Here is a 20,361-nt window from a genome sequence, read left to right on the forward strand (position 1 = left end):
CGCCGGATCCGTCAAGGCAACCGACGGATCCGGCGCTCCAGGGCACCCAGCGCTCCGTCGATCGTCAACGCGAGTGCCCCCACCAGCAGCGCGCCCTGGATCACATACGCGGTGTTGTTGCCCACAAGCCCCTCCACCACAGGCGAACCCAGCGTCGTCGCACCGACCGCCGACCCGATCGTCGCCGTGCCCACACCGACAATGGCCGATAGACGCACGCCACCCATGATCGGGCCCGCGGCGAGCGGCAACTCCACTTCCCACAAGCGGCGCCAGCGTCCGTAGCCCATGCCGTCCGCCGCATGCAGCGCCGCGGCCGGCACGTTGTCGAGCCCCGCGATCGTCTGGCCCAGCACCGGAAGGACCCCGTACAGCGCCAGCGCAAGCAGGGTCGGCGCGGCGCCGAAGCCGAGCAAGGGGACGGCGATGGCCAGCACGGCCACGGGTGGAAACGTCTGCCCGATCACGGCTACCGCGCGCACCGTCGGCAACAGTGAGCGCCCGCCGGGACGTGTCGCCAGCACTCCGAGTGACAGGCCCACGGCGACCGCCACCAGGGTAGCGACGAACACCAGCGAAAGATGTGCGGCCGTCAACGTGAGGAACGAGGTGCGCGTGTACAGGGGGTGGCTCAGCACCGGCCACCCGGCATGGAAAACGGGCGCGGAAAACGGCAGCACCAGCAGTAAGGCCAGCAGCGCCACGGCGGGAAGGATCGCTCTCACGGCCGCGGCGCCACCAGATCGACGAGGCGAATGACGCCGAAGGGCCGCCCATGCTCTTCCACCGGTAAGCGGTCGCGCCCCTGCGCGAGCATCGACGCCAGTGCGTCCTGCAACGAGGCGGCGATATCGAGTGCATCACCGTCGGCCTGCTCGCCGGGACGCGCGCTTTCGCGCACCGAACGCACGGCCAGTTCGCGCAGGCGGGTGCGCGTACCGCCCACGAATTCGTGCACGCGTTGGTCGGCGGGCTCGCGGATGAGCTGGAGCGGTGTGCCGACCTGCGCGATCTTGCCGTCGAGCATCAGCGCCACGCGATCGCCAAGGCTGAAGGCCTCGTCCATATCGTGGGTGACGAACAGGATCGTCGTACCGCTGTCGCGCTGAATGGTCTTGAGACTTTGCTGCAGCGACTCGCGCGTCAGCGGATCGAGTGCGCCGAACGGTTCGTCCATCAGCACGATGCGCGGCCGCGCCGCCAACGCGCGCGCCACACCGACACGCTGCTGCTGTCCGCCGGATAACGTGGCCGGATAGCGATCCGCGATTCCGGGCTCGTCGAGTCGCAGCAGTTCGATCAGCTCGGCCACGCGCGCACGGATCGCCGCGTCGGCCCATCCGAGGAGACGCGGCACCGTGGCGATATTCTCGGCCACCGTACGATGTGGAAACAGACCGACCGACTGAATCGCGTAGCCGATCCCCCGACGCAGGGCCTCGACGTCGCGCGTCGCCACGTCTTCACCGTCGACGTGCACGGTGCCGCGATCGACCGGTTCGAGCCGGTTGACCGTGCGCAGCAGCGTGGATTTGCCCGATCCCGACGGGCCGACCAAGACGAAGAATTCGCCATCCTCGATGCGCAGGGAGAGGTCATCGATGACGACGTGCTCGCCGTAACGTTTGTGGACGCGATCGAACTCGATCATGCGGGAGTCTCCGTCAACGCGAGCAGACCCTGAAAAAGAACATCGGCCGCCAGTGCAAGACCGATGATCGCGAGCGTACCGAGCAACACCATGTCCGTGGCACCCTGGCCGATGCCGAGGAAGACGAAACGGCCCAGGCCGCCCGCGCCGATGAGCGCGGCGACGGCCGCCAGCCCGATCGTCTGCACCGCGACGATGCGCAGGCCGGCGAGCAGTACGGGCCAGCCCAGCGGCAACTGCACGCGCGCCAGCACCTGCCAGCGGCTCATGCCAAGGCCATGCGCGGCCTCCAGCGCCTCTGGTGCCACCGCGTCGAGTCCGGCGACCGTGTAGCGGACCACGGGAAGCAGCGCATACAGAACGAGAGCGAAGACGGCGGGCGCCGCGCCCGTACCGCCGAAGCCGATCGCACCCAGCGCCGGCCATGCGTTCGCCAGCCACGCGAAGGGACCGATCAACAACGCGAACGGCGCCAGCGAAGGCACGGTCTGCAGGAAGGTCAGCAGCCCGACCAGTGCGCCGCCTCCGCGCTTCGCGCGCCAGGCCCATCCTCCGAGCGGCGCACCGATCAGCAAGGCGACGGCCAGCGTGACGACGGCGATCGCGACATGGGTAAGCAAGGCATCGGCGAACGGGGCGCGTTGCGCAGCGTACTCACGGACAAGCGCGAGACCGTCGAGTGCACCGGCGGCCGCCATGATCGCGATGGCGACCAGCGCAGCGAACCACGCGACGACCTGTACCACGCGACGCGCCGGCCGCAACCGATCCAGCAGTAGCAGCGCGGCCGCCAGCCACGCCAACCAGAAGCCGGCACCGAGCTGGACGCGTGTGCTCGCCGCGGCGCGCATCAGCCACGCGTGGGCATCGATGCCCGCTAACAGCGGAAGCCCCGTCATCGCCAGCCAGGCGAGTAGGCCGACTACGATCCGCCGGCCCGGCCACCGTACGATCGCGCCGACCAGCGCGATGCCCCAGATCGCCGCCAGCACCCATGCATGCGGACTGTACGCGTGGCCGCTGAGAAGCCGATTCGGCGCGATGCGCAGGAAAGCGCCGAAGAGCGTCGCGAGAAGACCGAAAGCGGTCAGGACGATCACCGGAAGCGGGGAGTCGTCGGCGACACGCCGTGCGTCCTTCGGAAGTCCACCTTGGCTCAAGGCAGCATCCCCTGCTTGCGAAGGTAATCCGCGGCGACGACGGAAGCGTCCTCCCCATCGATCTGCGTGCGTGCGTTGAGCTGGCGAAGTACGTCCACGGTGAGCGGCCTGAACGCCGCTTCGAGCGACCCGCGCATGCCCGGATAACGACGCAGCACGGCGTCGCGCACCACGGCGGCCGGCTGGTAAACCATCTCGACGTGCTTCGGGTCGTCGAGCACCACCAGGCCCGTCACCGCGAGCGCGCCGTCGGTCGAATACACCATGGTGGCGTTGACGCCGGAGGTGCCCTCGGCCGCGGCCTTGATCGTCGCCGACGTATCGCCGCCCGCAAGCACCAGCAGCTGATCGCCGCGCAGCGCGAATCCGTAAGCGGACTGAAACGCGGGCAGCGCCGCGTCGCTCTCGACGAACTCGGCCGAGCCTGCCAGGTAGACGTCGCCACCCGCACGCACCCAGCGTGAAAAATCGTCCAGCGTACGCAGTCGGTGCCGCCGGGCGACATCGGGACGGACGCCTATCGCCCAGTGGTTGTCCGCGGGGGCGGGACGCAACCAGACCAGATGGTTGGCCGCTCCATCGAGCGAGGCGGCCAGCGCCCATGCCTTGTCCGCATCGCGAAACGCCGGATCGCTTTCCCTGTGGAAGAAAAAGGCGGCGTTACCCGTGTATTCCGGATAGACGTCCAGATCGCCGTTCATGAGCGCCCTGCGCACGATGGACGTCGGACCCAGCTGCGTGCGATCGACGACGGGGATGCCCGCGTGCTTCAGCACCTGCAGCACGATCTGGCCCAGCAGGGCGCCCTCATTGTCCGCCTTGGAGCCCACGCGCACCGCGTCCTGCGCCTGCACCGCAAAGGCAAAAGCGGCGAGGACGACGAGCAGGAGGCCGAGACGGCGACGCAAGCGTCAGCGCCCGAGCACGTCAACGAAGCCGCGCTTCAGCGCTTCGTCGATGGGCGTGGCGTTGACGCTTTCAGGGAGCGCGATGAATCGTGCCTCGAAGGCGCGCACGCCGTCCATGAAACGGTCGCCCCGGCCTGCGTCGCCCCCCTGATCGACGGCGTAGGCGAGTACGCGCGCCGCCTGCCCCGCGAGGTCGACCTCGTCGGGAAGCGCGGAGATATCGCCCCAGACCTGCTTGAGATAAAGCACGGCCTCTTCCGCGCGCCGCATGCGATGCAGCAGTCCTGGTGGCGGCGTGTGCTCGGGCAGGAAACGCGCGACGATATCGTGAGCCTCGTCCATGCTCACCGGACCGAGATCGACGCGAATGCACAGCCATGCGGTATCGAACAACCATGTACCGGGCTTCGGCTCCGCGCTATAAGGCAGTGCCTCGCCGTTGACCTCGACGCTCTCAGGAATTCCGGCGTCGAGGAACTGGACGATGTAGGAGCGCATCGCGTGCTTGCCATCGAAGGTTCCCTCACTGCGGTCGATGTGCACTCGATGGGCACGGTCGCCCCGTCGGCTGCGCACGCGGATGCGGGAGCATTCACCTCGCTGATAGCCCTGGCTCTCGCCGTCGTCGTCGTAGAGTTCCGTCGAGCCTTCGTCGCCCGGAAAGACCTGAAGAATGAGTTCGTCGGGGACGTTGGCCAGATCCCGCATGCCTTCCGGATAAAGCGGGACCACGCTGCCCGGGCGCACGAAGATGGGTATCTCCTCGAGCGTGTAAGAGCGTTCCAGCACCCGCCCTCCTTCGAACGACTCGGCGCCATCGCGGCTGTACCACAGACCGGGCGGCAGCCAGACCGGGAACGACGCCGTACCGTCCGCACCGACCGGCACGGTCACCGGGGCGACCAGAAGATCGTTACCGAACATGTACTGCGACGGATACGCGTAGGCTTCGTCGCATTCGGGCCAGTGGTAGTACATCGGCCGCACGATGGACAGGCCCGTATCGTAAGCGTGTCGCGCGGCAGCGTAGATATACGGCGCGAGCTGATAACGCAGGCGGATCGCCGCGAAGATCGCGTCCCCGTAAGGTGGCCCGAAATGCCAGGGCTCCTTGTGCAGACTGGCTTCCTTTGCGGAGTGCGTCCGCAACACAGGGCTGAAGACGCCCAGCTGCATCCAGCGCGCGTACAACTCCGGCTCCAGATGCCGCTCCGGTCGCGGGATGTGTTTGTGGAAGGTATGCCCGCCGATGTCGTGGCTCCAGTAGCCATACAACACGTTGGACGCCATCGCGGTGAAGTGCGGCTGGTAGGCCAGCGACGTCCACGAGATCACGCTGTCGCCGGAAAAACCGATCGGATAGCGATGGTTACCGAGCCCGCCCCAGCGGTGATAGATCAGGCCGCGACGATCGCCCTGACGCTGCATCTCGGTGAAGAACGCATGGTTGAGCCACCACGTGTTCGACAGACCCGGATGCGCCTTCGACTCCGGCCACTGCTGCCAGTCGAGCCACCAGAAGTCGACGCCCTCGCGCTCCAGCGGGCCCAGCACGGTATCGAACAAGGCGCGCATGTAGGTGCGGGAGGTGCCCTCGAACGGGATGGGCGCCCGGGTCGAGGTATCCCAGGACAGAGCCTTGGCCATCGCCTCGTATTTTTCTTCGTGCGGCAGCACGCCCGAAGCCGGATGCAGGTTGAGCGTTATGCGGAGCTTCTGTCCACGCGCCCAGCGCATGAAAGCCGCCGGATCGGGAAACAGACTGCGATTGAAGGTATAGCCGGTCCAGCCCGACGGCTCACCGAAAACGTCCTTGTGTTCGTGACCGGGACGCAGTGACAGCCCCGGGGTCGTATGCCAGTCCATGTCTAGCACGAGCACGTCGAGCGGGATGCGCTCCTTCACGAAGCGGGCGCCGAGAATGCGCAGTTCCTGATCGGAATAATTCCAGTAGCGCGACCACCAGTAGCCGAAGACGAACCGCGGTGGAATCGGTTGCGGCCCGGCGATGGCGGCAAAATCGGCCAGGGCCGCCGGGTAGTCGTGCCCGTAGCCGAAGAAGTAGAGGTCCTGGCGGTCGCCGCACGGACGCCCGGTCACCCAGCCCTCGTCATCGATGCCGAAACCGTCGGTATCGTCGACCACATGCCAGCCGTCGCGCGCGATCAGCCCTTCTTCCAGCGGCAGCTTGCTGCCGTCCTGCCAGGTGTCGCCGTCGTAGCGGTCGAGTGTACGGAAGGTTCCGCCGAGGTTGGCCTGCTGGACATCGCCGGGACGCCATTCGACCTCGTCGCCCGGTTTACGCCGGACGCGGATCCGGAGGTTGCCGGGGACGAAGCGGCCGCTGTCTTTCTCGTAATGCAGCTGCAGCCGGTCCGTTTCGATCTGGATGGCCACGTCGTCTTCGACGATCTGGAACGGCGGCGCGTCGAGCGCGCGGTGGACGACCACCTGGGTCCGTCCATCGCGAAACCGGCGGTCGGCACTCCATTCCATACGGATCAGGCGCGGCGTGAGGACCGTAAAGCGGACCTCGCCACGCTCGATGATGGCCTCGGGACGCGCCGCGGCGCCGCCCTCGGGTCGGCTGTCTGACTTCGCTTCCATGGGTGGGTGCACCCCTTGTCGAACCGGAGGTGGACCATTATGACGCGTCGCGGCATGGAACCGGTGAAAGCATGCGATTGACGGCGCCTTGCCGCTTCGTGCACTTACGCCAAGGCACCTTCTGGGCTCATCGAACTCAACGGGAGGAAACAACCATGAATGAAGACCAGATCCGCGGCGCCGCCAATACCGTCGGTGGACGCGTGCAGCGCGCCGCCGGTGCCCTCGTCGGCGATCACTCGCTCGAAGGCGAAGGCGCGATCCGCGAGACCGCCGGACGCGTGCAGGCAGCCGCCGGCGATGCCGTCGACAGCGTCCGCGACGTGGTCGCCCATCGTCCGCTCGGTGCGATCCTGAGTGGCTTCGGCGTCGGTATCCTCGTCGGCATGCTGCTGGCTCGTCGCGACTGAGTCGGCTTCACGCCACTTCGCAGCGATTGCGTCCCAGACGTTTCGCTGCATAAAGCGCGCGATCGGCCCGGTCGAATGCCCTTGCAGGGGTATCTTCCGGGCCGAATTGCGTGATGCCGCCCGACATGGTGACCGTCACGGGCTTGCCGCTCGCATGGAACGCCAGCCGCGCCACCATGGCGCACAGGCCCTCGGCTTTCAGTCTCGCCTGCTCCGGCGACGCGCCGCCGAACACGACGACGAACTCTTCCCCGCCGTAGCGCGCGACGAAAGCGTCGTCCGGTAACTCACGCGTAAATGTCTGACCGACGATACGCAGGACGGCATCGCCTGCCGCGTGGCCGAAGCTGTCGTTGATCGTCTTGAAGTGGTCGATGTCGAAGGCGGCCACGCATACGGCGCGAGCCGTGTTCCGCACATCCTGCTCGATGCCTTCCATGTGCCGCTCGTAAGCCAGCCGGTTGGGCAGGCCCGTGAGTGGGTCGGTGACGGCCAGCACGTGCTCGCGTCGGAGAGAATCCTGCAGCGAGGTGGTCTGTGTCTCCAGTTCGGCCACGCGGTCGCGCATGCGCTCGGCACGGTCACGATAGGCGGCCGTGCGGGCGTCCTCCCGCTCCCGGTATTCCCTGAAGTGGCTGTCGATCAGGGACAGGCGGGAGTTGACCTCCGCCTGCAAGGTGCCCAGATCGGTGGCGGCGAGCGTGCTTTCGCCGAGCGCCTTCATCTCCTCGCGCACGGTGGCATCCAGCTGCCGGCTGCCGTCGGTGGCGTCGCCGTGGTCGAGCTCCGCCGCAAGATATCGCGTCATGTCACCCAGGCGCGCGCTCACCGCGGCAAGCAGGTCCTGCAGGCGGGCGATGTCCGCGCGCAGCGACTCGACCATGTCGTCGGCAACGGGCGCATCCGCCAATGCTTCCGTAGCGACGAGCGTCGCCACCGGGGCGTCATCGTTGACGGCGGGCGGCAGGCGATCCAAGCCGGCCACCGCTTCGGTCAGCGAGTCCAGCAAGGCGTCCAGCACGGCCGGATTCGGTGAGTCGCGCAGAGCCTCGTTGAGCCGGTCGAGCAGACGGTCGACATCCGTGCCCTGCCCCCGCGCCAGCGCGGTCAGACGGACGGCGAGCCGGCGCAGGCCTTCTTCGAGATCGCGGAAATCGCGCTCGTCGCGCTCCATCCGCTCCAGCGCGAGATGGTATTTGCGCTCCCAGATGTCCTGCTCCACCCCGGTCCCCATGGTCTGGCTTACGCCCCTGTTGGCATCGTACCGGCGAAACGGCGCCGGTCATGGGAAGCATAACGGCCGGTGACCGCCTTTCTTGACGGTCCGGCTCCGACGGCCCTGCTCCGACCGCTCAGCCCCGGACGGGGCGCAGCATCCGGCAGATACCCACGATCGGCCGGCGTGGACCGCAGGGGTCGGTGCTGGCGGGGTCGCCGGCACGATGCGCCGCGAGGCTGTCGAACGAGGGGCGTCCCGCACCGCCGGCGCAGCCACAGGCCACGGCGAGCAGAAACCCCGCGCCGATGGCGATCGCACTCGTCTTGATTCGCATGACTGCTCCCCCGTCGTCACCTCCGACGTTAGGCCGTCTGGCGCGACGGAACAATAGTCCGAACGGTCGCCGGGCGATCCTTGCCGAAGATGCCCAGATGGCCCGCGGGCGTGAAAACCGCAGGACGCGACGGTTTGCTAAAATCGCCGGCATGCGCATCGGCCCCTACTCCATCGCGCCCGGCGTGGTGCTCGCGCCCATGGCCGGCGTGACCGACAAACCGTTCCGTCTCCTGTGCAAGCGCATGGGGGCCGGCCTCGCCGTGTCCGAGATGACCGCCTCCGACCCGCGCCTCTGGAACACCACCAAGTCGCTCCGCCGCATGGACCACGACGGCGAACCCGAGCCGGTCAGTGTTCAGATCGCGGGCTACGACCCGGGCATGCTCGCCGAGGCCGCGAAGTACAACGCCGACAACGGCGCCCAGATCGTCGATATCAATATGGGCTGTCCGGCGAAGAAGGTCTGCAACGTCTGGGCCGGCTCCGCCCTGCTCCAGGACGAACCGCTCGTCGCGCGCATCCTCCAGGCCGTCGTGAAGGCCGTGGACGTCCCGGTCACGCTGAAGATCCGCACCGGCTGGGACCGTGAGCACCGCAACGCGCTGACCATCGCGAGGATCGCCGAAGACGCGGGCATCGCGGCGCTCGCGGTGCACGGGCGCACCCGCGCGGACAAGTACGAAGGCGACGCCGAGTACGCCACTATCGCCGCCGTGAAGGCGAGCGTGCGCATTCCGGTGATGGCCAACGGCGATGTGGTGACGCCGGAAAAGGCACGCGACGTACTCGCGGCCACGGGCGCCGACGCGATCATGGTAGGACGCGGCGCGCAGGGCCGCCCGTGGATCTTCCGCGAGATCGCTCACCACCTCGAAACCGGCGGCTTCCTCGCGGAGCCGACGCCCACCGAGGTGCGCGACATCCTCTCCGGGCATCTCGAACAGCTGTACGCCTTCTACGGCGAGAAGATGGGCGTGCGTATCGCGCGCAAGCACCTGGGCTGGTATGCGAAGGACCGGCCGGAAAATGCGGCCTTCCGCCACGTCGTCAATCAGGCCGAAGACGCCGCCACGCAGCTCCGCCTTACACGCGAGTATTTCGATACGCTGGCGGCTGGGGTTTCGCTCGCCGCCTGAGGTCCAGGGTTCCAACCTGCCCACGGCCTCAGCCGAGCAACACGACGGAGGCGGCGGATGCCGCCAGACCACGTGTCGCGAAGCGGCTACCCGATTACGCCGCCTTCAGCACCGCCTGCAGCTTCGACCGGTCGAGCTCCTTCTCCCACGCACACACGACAATCGCAGCCACCCCATTGCCGACGAGGTTGGTCATCGCCAGCCCCGTGCCGAGGAACCGGTGAATGCCAAGGATCAACACCATGCCAGCAACCGGCACGACCGGCACGACGCTCAGCGTGGATGCCAGCATCACCAGCGCGGCTCCTGCGACGCCGCTCGCGCCCTTCGACGTCAGCATGCCCACGATCGCCACCGTGATCTGTTGCTGGATGGTGAGCTCGATGTTCAGTGCCTGCGCGATGAACAGGATCGCCATCGTCAGGTAGATGTTGGTGCCGTCGAGGTTGAACGAATAGCCCGTCGGCACGACCAGACCCACGGTTTCCTTCGGGCAGCCGAGGTCTTCCATCTTGCGCATCAGCGGCGCCAGCACCACTTCCGACGAGCTCGTGCCCAGAACGATGAGCAGCTCGTCGCGGATGTACGCGCAGAAACGAATGATGCTGAAGCCCGCGATCCGCGCGACGAGCCCCAGCACCAGCACGACGAAGATCACGCAGACCAGATAGAAGCTTCCGATCAGCTCCATGAGTGGGACCAGCGAGACGACGCCGTACTTGCCGATGGTGAAAGCCATCGCGCCGAACGCACCGATCGACGACACCGCGGTGATGTAATGCACGATCTTGAAGAACACCTGCGCACCCGCCTCGATCACGTCGTACACCGGCTTGCCGCGCTCACCGATCGCCGCCAGCGCGCAGCCGAACAGCACCGAGATCAACAGGATCGAGAGCACATCGCCCTTCGCGAACGCGTTGACGAAGGTCGTCGGAATGATCGACAGCAGAAAGTCGACCGACTCGATGTTGTGACCCTGCGCGACGTAGTTGCCGACCTCTGAAGCCTTCAGCGTGGAGGGATCGACGTTGAAGCTGCTGCCGGGATGAAACACATGGCCCGCGACGAGGCCGAAAAACAGGGCGACCGTCGAGATCATCTCGAAATAGAGCAACGCCTTGCCGCCGACACGACCCACCTTGCGCATGTCGCGCATGCCGGCGATGCCCGTGACCACCGTGCAGAAGATGATCGGACCGATCACCATCTTGATCAGGGCGATGAAGCCGTCGCCCAGCGGCTTCATCTTCTGCGCGTACTCCGGGGAAAGGTAACCGAGCGCCACGCCGATCACGACCGCGATGAGGACCTGTATGTACAGCTGCCGGTAGAAAGGCTTGCGCGGCTTCGGTGGCGGGAGGGTCGTTGCGGTGCTCTCGGACATGGAGTTCTCGGCGTTCGATCAGGCGAAGTCGTACAGGCGCGCAGGATTGTCGATGAGCAACCGCTTGCGCAGGTCTTCATCCGGGCAGAAACGGAACATCAGGTCGACCAGACCGCCATCATTGGGCATGTCTTTGGAGATGTTCGGATGCGGGAAGTCCGTACCCCACAGCACGCGGTCCGGTGCCGTTTCGATCAGCGTGCTGGCGAACGGGATGGCGTCGTCGAACGGCTTTTTGCCGACGGAGACGCGCTCGGCACCGCAGACCTTCACCCACGCCAGCGGATTGTCGCGCATCAGCTCGACCAGCAGGCGGAACGGTTCCTGCTCAACGCCTCTGGCGGCCTGCACGCGGCCCATGTGGTCGATGACGAATGGAATACGGATCTTCGACAGGGTGTCCTGGAGCTCGACGATGTCGTTCGCGTCCAGGTGCAGCACCACGTGCCAGCCCATCTCCGCGACGCGGTCGAGGACCCGCCAGAACACCTTCATGTCCGGGCGGCCGCCGAGATGCTGGACGAAGTTGAAGCGCACGCCGCGCACGCCGCCGTCGTTAAGCGCCACCAGACCCTTCTCGTCGATGCCGTCATCGACGATGGCGACGCCACGATAACGACCCTCGCCGCGCGCGATGGCGTCGAGCATCGCGGTATTGTCGGTGCCGTGGCAGCTGGCCTGGACGATGACGCCACGGTCGAAACCGAGAAAGTCATGCAGTGCGACCAGGTGTTCGTACGGTGCGTCGGGTGGGGTGTAGCTGCGGTCCGCGGCGTACGGAAAACGATTCGCCGGACCGAAGACGTGGCAGTGCGCGTCGCAGGACCCCGCAGGGAGCGCCTGCGCAGGTCGGGTCGGGTTCGGATCGGGGGGAAGGCAGGATTTCAGGGGATCATTCATTCGGGAGATCGTCCACATAGCGCAGACCGGCTTCGGCCAGTTTCGGTCGCATGTCATAGATGTCCAGCCCGAGTTCGCCGGCGGCGAGACGCTCGCGCTTCGATGCTTCGTTCATCACGCGCTTGCGCGAGGCCGCGATGGCTTTCTCCACCGTCGCATGGGTGACGACGACGACACCATCGTCGTCGGCGACGATCGCGTCACCGGGGCTGACCAGCTGACCGCCGATGACCACCGGCACGTTGACCGAGCCGAGCGTGGCCTTGACCGTGCCGCGCGCATGCACGGCGCGCGCCCAGACGGGGAAACCCATGCGACGCAGCTCGGCACTGTCGCGCACACCGGCGTCGATGACCAGGCCGGCGACCCCACGCGCCTGCAGCGACGTGGCGAGCAGGTCGCCGAACATGCCATCGGTGTTCCCGGTCGTGCAGGCGACGACGAGGATGTCGCCAGGGCGACACTGCTCCACCGCCACGTGCAGCATCCAGTTGTCGCCAGGCTGTGCGAGCACGGTGACCGCGGAGCCGGCGATGGACGCGTCGCGCTGGATCGGCGCGATGGGTGGCTGAAACAGACCGATACGACCCTGCGCTTCGTGCACGGTGGCCACGCCCATCGAAGCGAGCGATTCGGCCTGCTCCTTCGTGATCGACGGGCGATTGCGGACGACGATACCGATCATGCCAGGGTCCCTTGCGTGACGTGCGGGAATACGCGCTGGAACGCTTCGGCGTAGGTGATCTTGAACTCCGAATTACGCGACGCCTGGGCACCGCGCTGCAGACCGACGCGGGTGTAGTACTCCCACAGATGCTCTTGCGCGCGCATCGTTTCGAACGCGGCCTTTTTCTTTTCCCACACCGGGGTGATGTCCAGGAACAGCTCGGGCTTCCACTCGCACTGTTCCGGCTGATGCGGCTCGAAGAGAAACACGGGCGGCGCGCCGATCACCGGCACCTGCGGCTCATGGCCGTGGGCCTGCGCGACGACGCGCGCCTCCTGCGCCATGTGGGTTGCCAGCGGGTGGTCAAAGTTATACGGATCTTTCAGCGAGTGGCTGAGCACGAAGGACGGACGCAGTTCGCGGTAAACCTTGGCCAGATGGAACACGACGTCGAGATCGGCGCGCATCGGGTAGTCGCCGATGTCCATGAACTCGACGCTGGCACCGAGTATATCGGCCGCTTCCTGTGCTTCCGCGCGACGGTCGGTCTTTACCTTCTCCATCGTCATACCGGCCTGCCGCCACAGCTTGGCGGACTCGCCGCGCTCGCCGAAGGACAGGCAGACGATATGCACTTTCCACCCCTGTGCGGCGTGCAGCGCGATGGCGCCGCCGGCGCGCCAGACGAAGTCGGCGGAGTGGGCACTGACGATGAGAGCGGTCTTCTGGTCGGACATCATGGACTCCAGGGGGAAGGATCAGGCGGCAGGTCCGCGCCAGATCGAAGGTGAGACGGGAACGGTGCCGCGCATGAGCAGGCGGGCCGTACGAAGTAGCGCGGCGCGTACGACGCGGTGACCTTCGAGGCCGACCTCGACGCTGAATTCGCCGGTGGGGTGTTCGATGGAGAGCGTGCGTGTGTCGCCTTCGCTCTGCGTCGCCAGGTCGAACGCGACCGAGCCCGGCAGCACCGCGGCCGTGGCGACGGTGACCGCGCCCAGCACGCCGATCGACGTGTGGCAGTCGTGCGGGATGAAGGTGCGCGTGCCGAGCGTTCCACCGGCGCGAGGCACCGAAACGAGAGTGATCTTGGGCACCGGCTTCGAGCTGACGTCACCGAGGTTCATCAGCGGCGCGGCCTGCAGGCGCAGCGCCTCGATGCGTGCCTTCAGCGCGTCGTTGGCGTCGAGCTCGGCGGGAGTCTCGTCACCGCGCACGCCCAGATCGGCCGCCGCGACGATCATGACGGGCATGCCGTTGTCGATCAGGGTCATCTCGATGCCGTCCACCGTGTCGCGTACGTTGCCGGTGGGCAGCAGGCTGCCGGTGAGCGAGCCTTCCGTATCGAGGAAGCGACAGGTCACCGGCGCGGCCGGGCGCGGCACGCCATCGATACGAGCGTCACCGTCGTACATCGGGACGCCGTCGGGCGTGACGATGGTGATTTCGGCGATGACGCCGGTGTTCACCGTGCGCACGCGGCGCGTCGTCGTCCCCGCGTCGGCAGCGATCAGCCCGGCTTCGATAGCGGCCGGCAATGCGGCTGCCAGCATGTTGCCGCAGTTGGGCGTGGTGTCGACGCGCGCGTCGGCGATGCCGACCTGACCGAACAGGAAGTCGAGGTCGGCGGCGCCGTCGGCCGGAATCGAAAGAATGCCGGCCTTGCTGGTCAGCGTCCTGGCGCCGCCCAGACCGTCGATCTGGCGCTCATCGGGCGAGCCCATGACCGCAAGAATGACCGTATCGCGTGTGGCCTTATTGTCGGGGAGGTCGCGGGCCAGGAAGAACGGACCCTTGGACGTGCCGCCGCGCAGGTACCAGCAGGGAATCTCGTGAGCCATCGATGCAGGACGCCGTTCGGGAATAACAGCGACGATGGTCGTCCCGCGAGACCCCGTGAACAACGCGATGCCCTGCGTATCTGATATGCGTTATTCGCATATCACCGCTCAAGTCTTGCGTATTGTGCATTGCAGCATCAGGTCGGAGGATCGAGCTTGCCTTCGGCTATCAGCTCGTCGACCAGCAGCAGCGCGCGTTCCGTGATCGGACTCATCGGTCGCTGCGTGGGTGTCGCGACCACCAGCCGGGTCACGATATTGGGCATCACGATCGGCACGGCATGCAGGTCATGTGGCCCACGCCGCGAAAGCACCGCATTACGCGAAAGCACACCGTAGCCCACCCCGCGTTCGACCAGATCGAGCAGCGAGCGCACCGAGTCGATTTCCAGCCTTACGTCCAGCGATACGCCGTAACGCGCCGCGTCCGCCTCGATCAGCTGACGGACGGAATGCAGCGGCGAAGGGATGATCAGCGGGTACTGACCCAGCGTGGCAAGGGGGACATTCTCGGGCATCGAATGCCCGTCTTTCCGGCTGCCGATCAGGTAGAGCTCTTCGGAATGCACATGTCGGAAACGCATGTTCGCATTGACCGACGGGTTGTACAGCAAGGCGCAATCGAGGCGGCCGAGCTGCAGCCATTCCAGCAGGCTGGCGCTCAGTGCCTCCACCACGCTGATCTGCGCGGCGGGATAGCGTTCACGAAAACGCATCACCAGATCCACGGTGAGCAGGCTGCCCACACTGGGCGGCAGACCGATGGCGATCTTGCCGCCGAACACGCCGCGAGCCTGTCCGAGCTGCATGCGCGCGACCTCCACCTGACGGAGGATGCCGCGACCGTGTTCTACCAGTTCGCGCCCCGCATCGGTGGCCACGACGCCGCGTCCGTTGCGCTCGAGCAGGTGCGTGCCCAGCTCGATCTCGAGCTGACGGACCTGTCGACTGAGCAGGGACTGTGAAACGTCGAGCGTGGCGGCCGCACGCGTGAGGCTGCCGAATTCGACGATGCGGATGAAGCTCTGCAGGTGTTTCAGGTCCACGGTCGGTTCGCGCGCCATGTCGTGATCAGGACCCGATTATGTGCGCAGATGCGTGCAGGCTGCCTCACGGGCTGCCGATGCCGCCCAGGTTGACCATCACGCGAAGTCCGACAACGATGGCATTCGCCGGAACGCGCCTGACGCCTGCGGTGTTGCCGAGAATGTCCGGATGCACGATGTACTGCAGATTGGGAACCAGACTCACCACCGGGAGGAGCTTGTAGCTGTAGTTGAGTTCGGTCATCCATTCGTTACGATCGAACCGCGCGTCGGTACCGCTGTTTCTGTGGATGAGGTCGTCTTCGTAGGCCACCGCTTTGCGACTGAACCGGAAGAGCGTCGCCTGGAATCCCAGCGAGTCGTTGGGACGGCCGGCCGCAAGGCCAGTCCACAGCGCGCCGAATGTCGACTGCAGCGTGTAGTTTTCCGCATTGTCCAGCGGACCGGTCAGTGAGCCGAAGATCGCGAGATGGCGAGTATCGGTCGTCGGGTCGGGCTTCCAGATCACTTTGTCCGCGAGCACGTAAAGTCCGTAGCGGCCACCGTCGTAGGTTCGCGCCGTGCCACCCGACAGTGCGCGATGCTGCCCCTGGGTATTCAGCTCCGGATCGGTGAAGTCCGCCGAGTTGTACCAGCCGCCGATTTTCAGATGCCTCGGGTAGGGATCGTTGGCGAAGCTGGTCTCGTAGCCTGTTTCGACCGGGATCATCACACCGGTGGAGTCATTCAGGCCGAGGTTGAGGCCGTTGTTGTTCCTGCGCTCCGGGTTGATCTCGAACGCGCCGATCGACACATATCGCGCATCCGGCTGGTACTTAACGCGGGCGCCCCAGTTCACGTACGGGAAACCGCTGAAACCACCCGACGTATTGGTCAGCTGGAACGGGCAGTCCGGTGCCGAGACGAAGCGACAGCCATACGTCGACCGCGCGAACTGCCAGGTCGCGTTCATCCGTCCGGCGAGCACGTTGAGGTGGCTGCCTGCGAACTGTTGCTCCCATGTCAGGGTTGCCAGCTGCCATTGGCGCTTCGGATACCAGTAGCCCTGAACCTTCTGAATCACGCCGATATCCTCGGCGGCAAGGCTGTGCCCGTAGTAACGGGTGAAGGTGACATGCACTTTGGCGCCTGCGATCCCCGCCAGCCTGGCCATGTCGAGATCGGCACCGCCCACCACGCCGCCGCCGTTGGTTGCGCCGAGCCGCTCGCCACCGCGCACGCTGGCCAACCAGTCGTTGTCCCAGACAAAACGCAGCGAGACACCCTGGTCGCGAAGTTTGTCGACGGGACCTCGGGTGTCCTTCGCCGTTGCCGGCGCCGTCTGCCCCGGCTCCGGTCTACCGGTTGTCGCCTGCGCGTCCACGACGCCCGTGGCAACGATAGCGAGCAGGACGGTGGCGATGCGGTGGAACGTCATGAGCGCAGACCCCCTTCAGACAGCCGGGACACCGGCTGGGCGGGAGCGATGCTGGCGGTGCGGCGGCAGGCAAACAACGCCCGGGCGCGCCTATCAGCTATGCGTAAAACTCATGCCTTGCGTGACGCCATGACTTTGATGCAACGCATCAACCCAATTCTGCGGTCACACCGCGCGCAAAGGGTCGGTCTGCGGCAGTGCCGCATGACGAAGCGCCGGCGGCAATCCGGCATCACCGTATCGCTCGGTGTAGCGCGCGAGCGTCGAAACGAAGGCCTCGTCGGCTCCCCATGAAGCGGCATCCACCTCCACCGACTGCACGTGGACGTGGCTCAGGAGGTCGACACATTCCTGCCGGTAGCCCAGCGCGAGGAAACGCGCGGCGGCGCGGGAGCACTCGCCCAGCGGGGCCGGCGCGTAGCCGTGCGTACCGGGCCGCTCGCAGATCATTCCGGCGCCCGTCGCGCACGCGAGCTTCAGCTCGAGGACGTCCCGGAGACGTTCGTCGAAATCCTCACCCTTGTAGCGGCAACGGTCGCTCCACCAGGTCCAGTAATGAATGGTGTCACCTAGACCGTGCAGCGTGTCCGCGATCAGCGCCGGACCGCCGTCCAGCGGCGCGGCGGCGATGACCAGCGCCGCACTCTGCCCCGCGCGGACGTGCACGGACGCCGAAGCGCACTCGTCGCTGAAATCCAGCAGGTGCGAGCACGCCACGTAGGCGCCGTCGACGGTGCGTCCTTCGAGACCCGGAGCGGCATCCACGGCGAGCCCGCACGTGAGGCGGAACGTCACCTCGCCCTCGGTGCAGGTCACGATACGGACGAAACGGCCCGCGGCGACGGCGTCTCCCTGCCCCGGCCGCCCTTCGGCCAGCGCCATGAAGTCGACGACGCGAAGCTCGGCGGCGCCAATGCGCCCCGTGGACTCGATGACGTTGGTACCCGGCACGTACGCCTGGTCCCAGACGACGTCGCCGTCCACGTCGAGCAGCAGCAGGGACCGATCGACCCGTGACGACGCCAGCGCGGGCTTCGAGCGATCGAGCGACAGGCACGCCAGGGCGGCGTCGGCGCGCACGCGCCCGAACCCACGCAAGTCGCCGATGGGGAGGCCGCCCGAGGGTGTCAGGCCCTCATGCAGCATGGTGGCCGGCTGTTGTGCTTGCACGTCGGTTCTTCCTGGCGCCTGGGGAGGGACGCCGAGCGGCGCGGAGGTTGGGCCAGCGACCGGCAAGGCGACGTGAACACGCCGTACCTTCGTTCAATTTCGCCGGACGCAGCGGGGCGTAGAATGAGAAAAGGCGTGGGTACCCAACAGGTGACAGGCATGAGTGACAAAGACGTTCCGGGTTTCGAGCCCTACGACGGCCCGGCAGGCGGATGGGGCGCCCTGGGTGCCGTAGCCCGCGCCCTAAGCGGCCAGATGGCGATCGCGCGCGAATCCATCGCCTTGCACAAGGTCAACCAGCCCCAGGGTTTCGATTGTCCGGGCTGCGCATGGCCCGATCCGAAGGAAACCTCGTCGTTCGAGTTCTGCGAGAACGGCGCCAAGGCCGTGTCGTGGGAAGCGACGGCCAAGCGCGTGAAGCCGGAATTCTTTGCGACGAACAAGGTCGCCGATCTGTGGAATCTCACCGACTACACCCTCGAGGGGCTGGGTCGGCTGACCCATCCCCTCGTTTACGACCACGCCAGCGATACCTACCAGCCGATCGGGTGGGACGCCGCGTTCGAGCGCATCGGCGCGGCGCTGCGTGCGCTGCCCGACCCGGATATGGCCGAGTTCTACACCTCCGGGCGCGCGTCCAACGAAGCGGCATTTCTGTACCAGCTGTTCGTCCGTGAGTTCGGCACCAACAATTTCCCCGACTGCTCGAACATGTGCCACGAAGCCACCAGCGTGGGCCTGCCGCAGTCGCTGGGGTCGGGCAAGGGCACGGTGACGCTCGACGACTTCGAACACTGTGACGCCATCTTCTGCATCGGCCACAACCCGGGCACCAACCATCCGCGCATGCTGTCCACGCTGCGCGAGGCGTCGCTACGCGGTGTGCCCATCGTCGTGCTCAATCCCCTACCCGAGCGCGGCCTGGAGCGATTCACCTCACCGCAGCATCCGGTCGAGATGATCACCAACCGTTCGGTGCGCATCGCCTCGACCTATTACAAGCTGAAGATCGGCGGCGATGTGGCCGTGCTCAAGGGCATGATGAAGTACCTCCTGGTCGAGGACGCGAAGGCGCTGGCGGAAGGCATGCCTGGCGTCATCGATCGCGACTTCATCGAGGCGAACACCGGCGGTTTCGACGCGCTGGTCGCCGATGTGGAAGCCACCGAATGGCATGCGATCGAACGCAAGTCGGGCCTGACCCGCGCGGAGATCGAACACGCCGCCGGGATCTACGCCAGGGCCAGCAAGGTCATCGTCTGCTACGGCATGGGCATCACGCAGCATGCCCACGGCACCGAGAATGTCCAGCAGATCGCCAACCTGCTGCTCATGCGCGGCAACATCGGCCGGGAAGGTGCGGGCATCTGCCCGCTGCGTGGGCATAGCAACGTACAGGGCGATCGCACGGTGGGCATCACCGAGAAGCCTAACGCGGCCCTCAATGAGGGCATCCGTAAGACCTACGGTTTCGAACCGCCGGTCGAACACGGCCACGATGCGGTCGCGGCCGTCATCGCTATCCGCGAAGGGCGTTCGAAGGCGCTGGTCGCACTCGGCGGCAACCTGGCCGTCGCCATGCCTGACACGGAAGAAACCTTCGCCGCGATGCGCGGCCTCGACCTCGCCGTGCATATCGCGACCAAGCTCAATCGATCGCACCTGATCATTGCGAAGGAGTCGCTGATCCTGCCCTGCCTCGGCCGTACGGAACTCGACGAGCAGGCCACGGGGCCGCAGGCGGTCACCGTGGAAGATTCGATGTCCATGGTGCATGCGTCGGCGGGAACGCTCACGCCCGCCTCGGAGCATCTGCGCTCCGAGCCCTGGATCGTGCGTGGTATCGCCAAAGCGACACTGCCCGATACGAAGGTCGATTGGGACCGCCTCGTCGGCGATTACAACCTCATCCGCGATGACATCGAGAAGGTCTTTCCGATCTTCTACGACTTCAACAAGCGCGTGAACGTGCCGGGCGGCTTTCGTCTTCGCGTCGCCGCCAGCGAGCGCGCCTGGGATACACCGGACAAGCGTGCGCAGTTCCTGATCGCGCGCGGTCTGGACGAAGACGAGCCGCTGGGCGACGACGACCTGATGCTCACGACGATCCGCTCGCACGACCAGTACAACACGACGATCTACGGCCTCAACGACCGCTACCGCGGCGTGACCGGCCGACGCGACGTCATCTTCATGCACGAGAAAGATCTCGCCGCGCGCGGGCTCAGGCAGGGCGATCGCATCGATGTCTTCGCCACAGGGGTCAACGTGGCCGATGGTAAGGAGCGCGCCGTACGCGGCTTCACGGCCGTGGCCTTCGACATCGCCGAGGGTTCGGTGGCGATGTATTACCCCGAAGGAAATGCACTGATCGCGCTCGAGAGTCACGATCGCCGCTCGGGCACACCGGCGTACAAGTCGGTACCGGTGCGTATCGTGGCTTCCACCCTGCCGGCGGATCCTCGCGACAAACGCAAGGCATCGCATGCCGTCGCCTGATCGCCCG

18 protein-coding genes are annotated in these 20,361 nt (G+C 66.3%); 3 read left to right on the forward strand and 15 right to left on the reverse strand.

The window, feature by feature from the left end:
* Positions 1-11 precede the first annotated feature (11 nt).
* The 5 genes from FA85_RS06865 to FA85_RS06885 are packed head-to-tail and all read right to left on the reverse strand — an operon-like array spanning position 12 to position 6,326.
* Complete coding sequence (locus FA85_RS06865; RefSeq protein ID WP_036110421.1) at positions 12-725, reverse strand: ABC transporter permease; 714 nt, start codon at positions 723-725, stop codon at positions 12-14.
* On the reverse strand, positions 722-1,651 hold the full coding sequence (locus FA85_RS06870) for an ABC transporter ATP-binding protein (RefSeq protein WP_036110412.1): 930 nt from the start codon (positions 1,649-1,651) through the stop codon (positions 722-724). The genes FA85_RS06865 and FA85_RS06870 overlap by 4 nt, the downstream gene beginning before the upstream one ends.
* On the reverse strand, positions 1,648-2,811 hold the full coding sequence (locus FA85_RS06875; protein WP_036110410.1) for an ABC transporter permease: 1,164 nt from the start codon (positions 2,809-2,811) through the stop codon (positions 1,648-1,650). Before FA85_RS06875 ends, FA85_RS06870 begins: the two co-directional genes overlap by 4 nt.
* Positions 2,808-3,719 carry a glycine betaine ABC transporter substrate-binding protein gene (locus FA85_RS06880; RefSeq protein WP_036110407.1) on the reverse strand — a complete coding sequence of 304 codons (912 nt, stop codon included), beginning with the start codon at positions 3,717-3,719 and terminating at the stop codon, positions 2,808-2,810. Before FA85_RS06880 ends, FA85_RS06875 begins: the two co-directional genes overlap by 4 nt.
* 3 nt (positions 3,720-3,722) lie before the next feature.
* On the reverse strand, positions 3,723-6,326 hold the full coding sequence (locus FA85_RS06885) for a glycoside hydrolase family 31 protein (RefSeq protein ID WP_051943317.1): 2,604 nt from the start codon (positions 6,324-6,326) through the stop codon (positions 3,723-3,725).
* 155 nt (positions 6,327-6,481) lie between these two features.
* Between FA85_RS06885 and FA85_RS06890 the strand changes: the two genes are divergently transcribed.
* Entirely contained in the window at positions 6,482-6,736 is a 255-nt protein-coding gene (locus FA85_RS06890) for a CsbD family protein (RefSeq protein ID WP_036110404.1), read from the forward strand.
* Between the two features lie 7 nt (positions 6,737-6,743).
* Here the strand turns inward: FA85_RS06890 and FA85_RS20800 are convergent, their stop codons facing one another.
* On the reverse strand, positions 6,744-7,970 hold the full coding sequence (locus FA85_RS20800) for a GGDEF domain-containing protein (protein WP_051974345.1): 1,227 nt from the start codon (positions 7,968-7,970) through the stop codon (positions 6,744-6,746).
* 118 nt (positions 7,971-8,088) lie between these two features.
* Complete coding sequence (locus FA85_RS06900; protein ID WP_036110401.1) at positions 8,089-8,289, reverse strand: hypothetical protein; 201 nt, start codon at positions 8,287-8,289, stop codon at positions 8,089-8,091.
* A gap of 151 nt (positions 8,290-8,440) precedes the next feature.
* On the opposite strand from FA85_RS06900, the gene dusB reads away from it, so the two are divergent.
* The gene (gene dusB / locus FA85_RS06905; protein WP_036110392.1) at positions 8,441-9,427 is read left to right on the forward strand and encodes a tRNA dihydrouridine synthase DusB; all 987 of its coding nucleotides are present in this window, start codon (positions 8,441-8,443) and stop codon (positions 9,425-9,427) included.
* A gap of 94 nt (positions 9,428-9,521) precedes the next feature.
* Here the strand turns inward: dusB and FA85_RS06910 are convergent, their stop codons facing one another.
* The 8 genes from FA85_RS06910 to FA85_RS06945 all read right to left on the reverse strand — a co-directional run bounded on the left by FA85_RS06910 (position 9,522) and on the right by FA85_RS06945 (position 17,855).
* A complete protein-coding gene (locus tag FA85_RS06910) occupies positions 9,522-10,814 on the reverse strand; it encodes a dicarboxylate/amino acid:cation symporter (protein WP_051943313.1) in 1,293 nt (430 codons plus the stop codon).
* Positions 10,815-10,832: 18 nt separating this feature from the next.
* Entirely contained in the window at positions 10,833-11,714 is an 882-nt protein-coding gene (locus FA85_RS06915) for an amidohydrolase family protein (protein WP_197056495.1), read from the reverse strand.
* A complete protein-coding gene (locus tag FA85_RS06920; protein WP_036110391.1) occupies positions 11,707-12,399 on the reverse strand; it encodes a 4-carboxy-4-hydroxy-2-oxoadipate aldolase/oxaloacetate decarboxylase in 693 nt (230 codons plus the stop codon). Before FA85_RS06920 ends, FA85_RS06915 begins: the two co-directional genes overlap by 8 nt.
* Positions 12,396-13,118: a PIG-L deacetylase family protein gene (locus tag FA85_RS06925; RefSeq protein ID WP_275451268.1), complete on the reverse strand. Its 723-nt coding sequence runs from the start codon at positions 13,116-13,118 to the stop codon at positions 12,396-12,398. Before FA85_RS06925 ends, FA85_RS06920 begins: the two co-directional genes overlap by 4 nt.
* A gap of 21 nt (positions 13,119-13,139) precedes the next feature.
* Positions 13,140-14,222 carry a 4-oxalomesaconate tautomerase gene (locus tag FA85_RS06930; protein ID WP_036110386.1) on the reverse strand — a complete coding sequence of 361 codons (1,083 nt, stop codon included), beginning with the start codon at positions 14,220-14,222 and terminating at the stop codon, positions 13,140-13,142.
* Positions 14,223-14,359: 137 nt separating this feature from the next.
* On the reverse strand, positions 14,360-15,286 hold the full coding sequence (locus tag FA85_RS06935) for a LysR substrate-binding domain-containing protein (protein ID WP_197056496.1): 927 nt from the start codon (positions 15,284-15,286) through the stop codon (positions 14,360-14,362).
* 46 nt (positions 15,287-15,332) lie between these two features.
* On the reverse strand, positions 15,333-16,685 hold the full coding sequence (locus FA85_RS06940) for a carbohydrate porin (RefSeq protein ID WP_036110383.1): 1,353 nt from the start codon (positions 16,683-16,685) through the stop codon (positions 15,333-15,335).
* 165 nt (positions 16,686-16,850) lie between these two features.
* A complete protein-coding gene (locus tag FA85_RS06945; protein WP_156108684.1) occupies positions 16,851-17,855 on the reverse strand; it encodes a glycoside hydrolase family 15 protein in 1,005 nt (334 codons plus the stop codon).
* Between the two features lie 159 nt (positions 17,856-18,014).
* Here FA85_RS06945 and FA85_RS06950 point away from each other — a divergent pair, with 159 nt between their 5' ends.
* Complete coding sequence (locus FA85_RS06950; RefSeq protein ID WP_051943311.1) at positions 18,015-20,354, forward strand: FdhF/YdeP family oxidoreductase; 2,340 nt, start codon at positions 18,015-18,017, stop codon at positions 20,352-20,354.
* The last annotated feature ends 7 nt before the right edge of the window (positions 20,355-20,361 follow it).

Source organism: Luteibacter mycovicinus (assembly GCF_000745235.1).
Taxonomy (GTDB): Bacteria; Pseudomonadota; Gammaproteobacteria; order Xanthomonadales; family Rhodanobacteraceae; genus Luteibacter; species Luteibacter mycovicinus.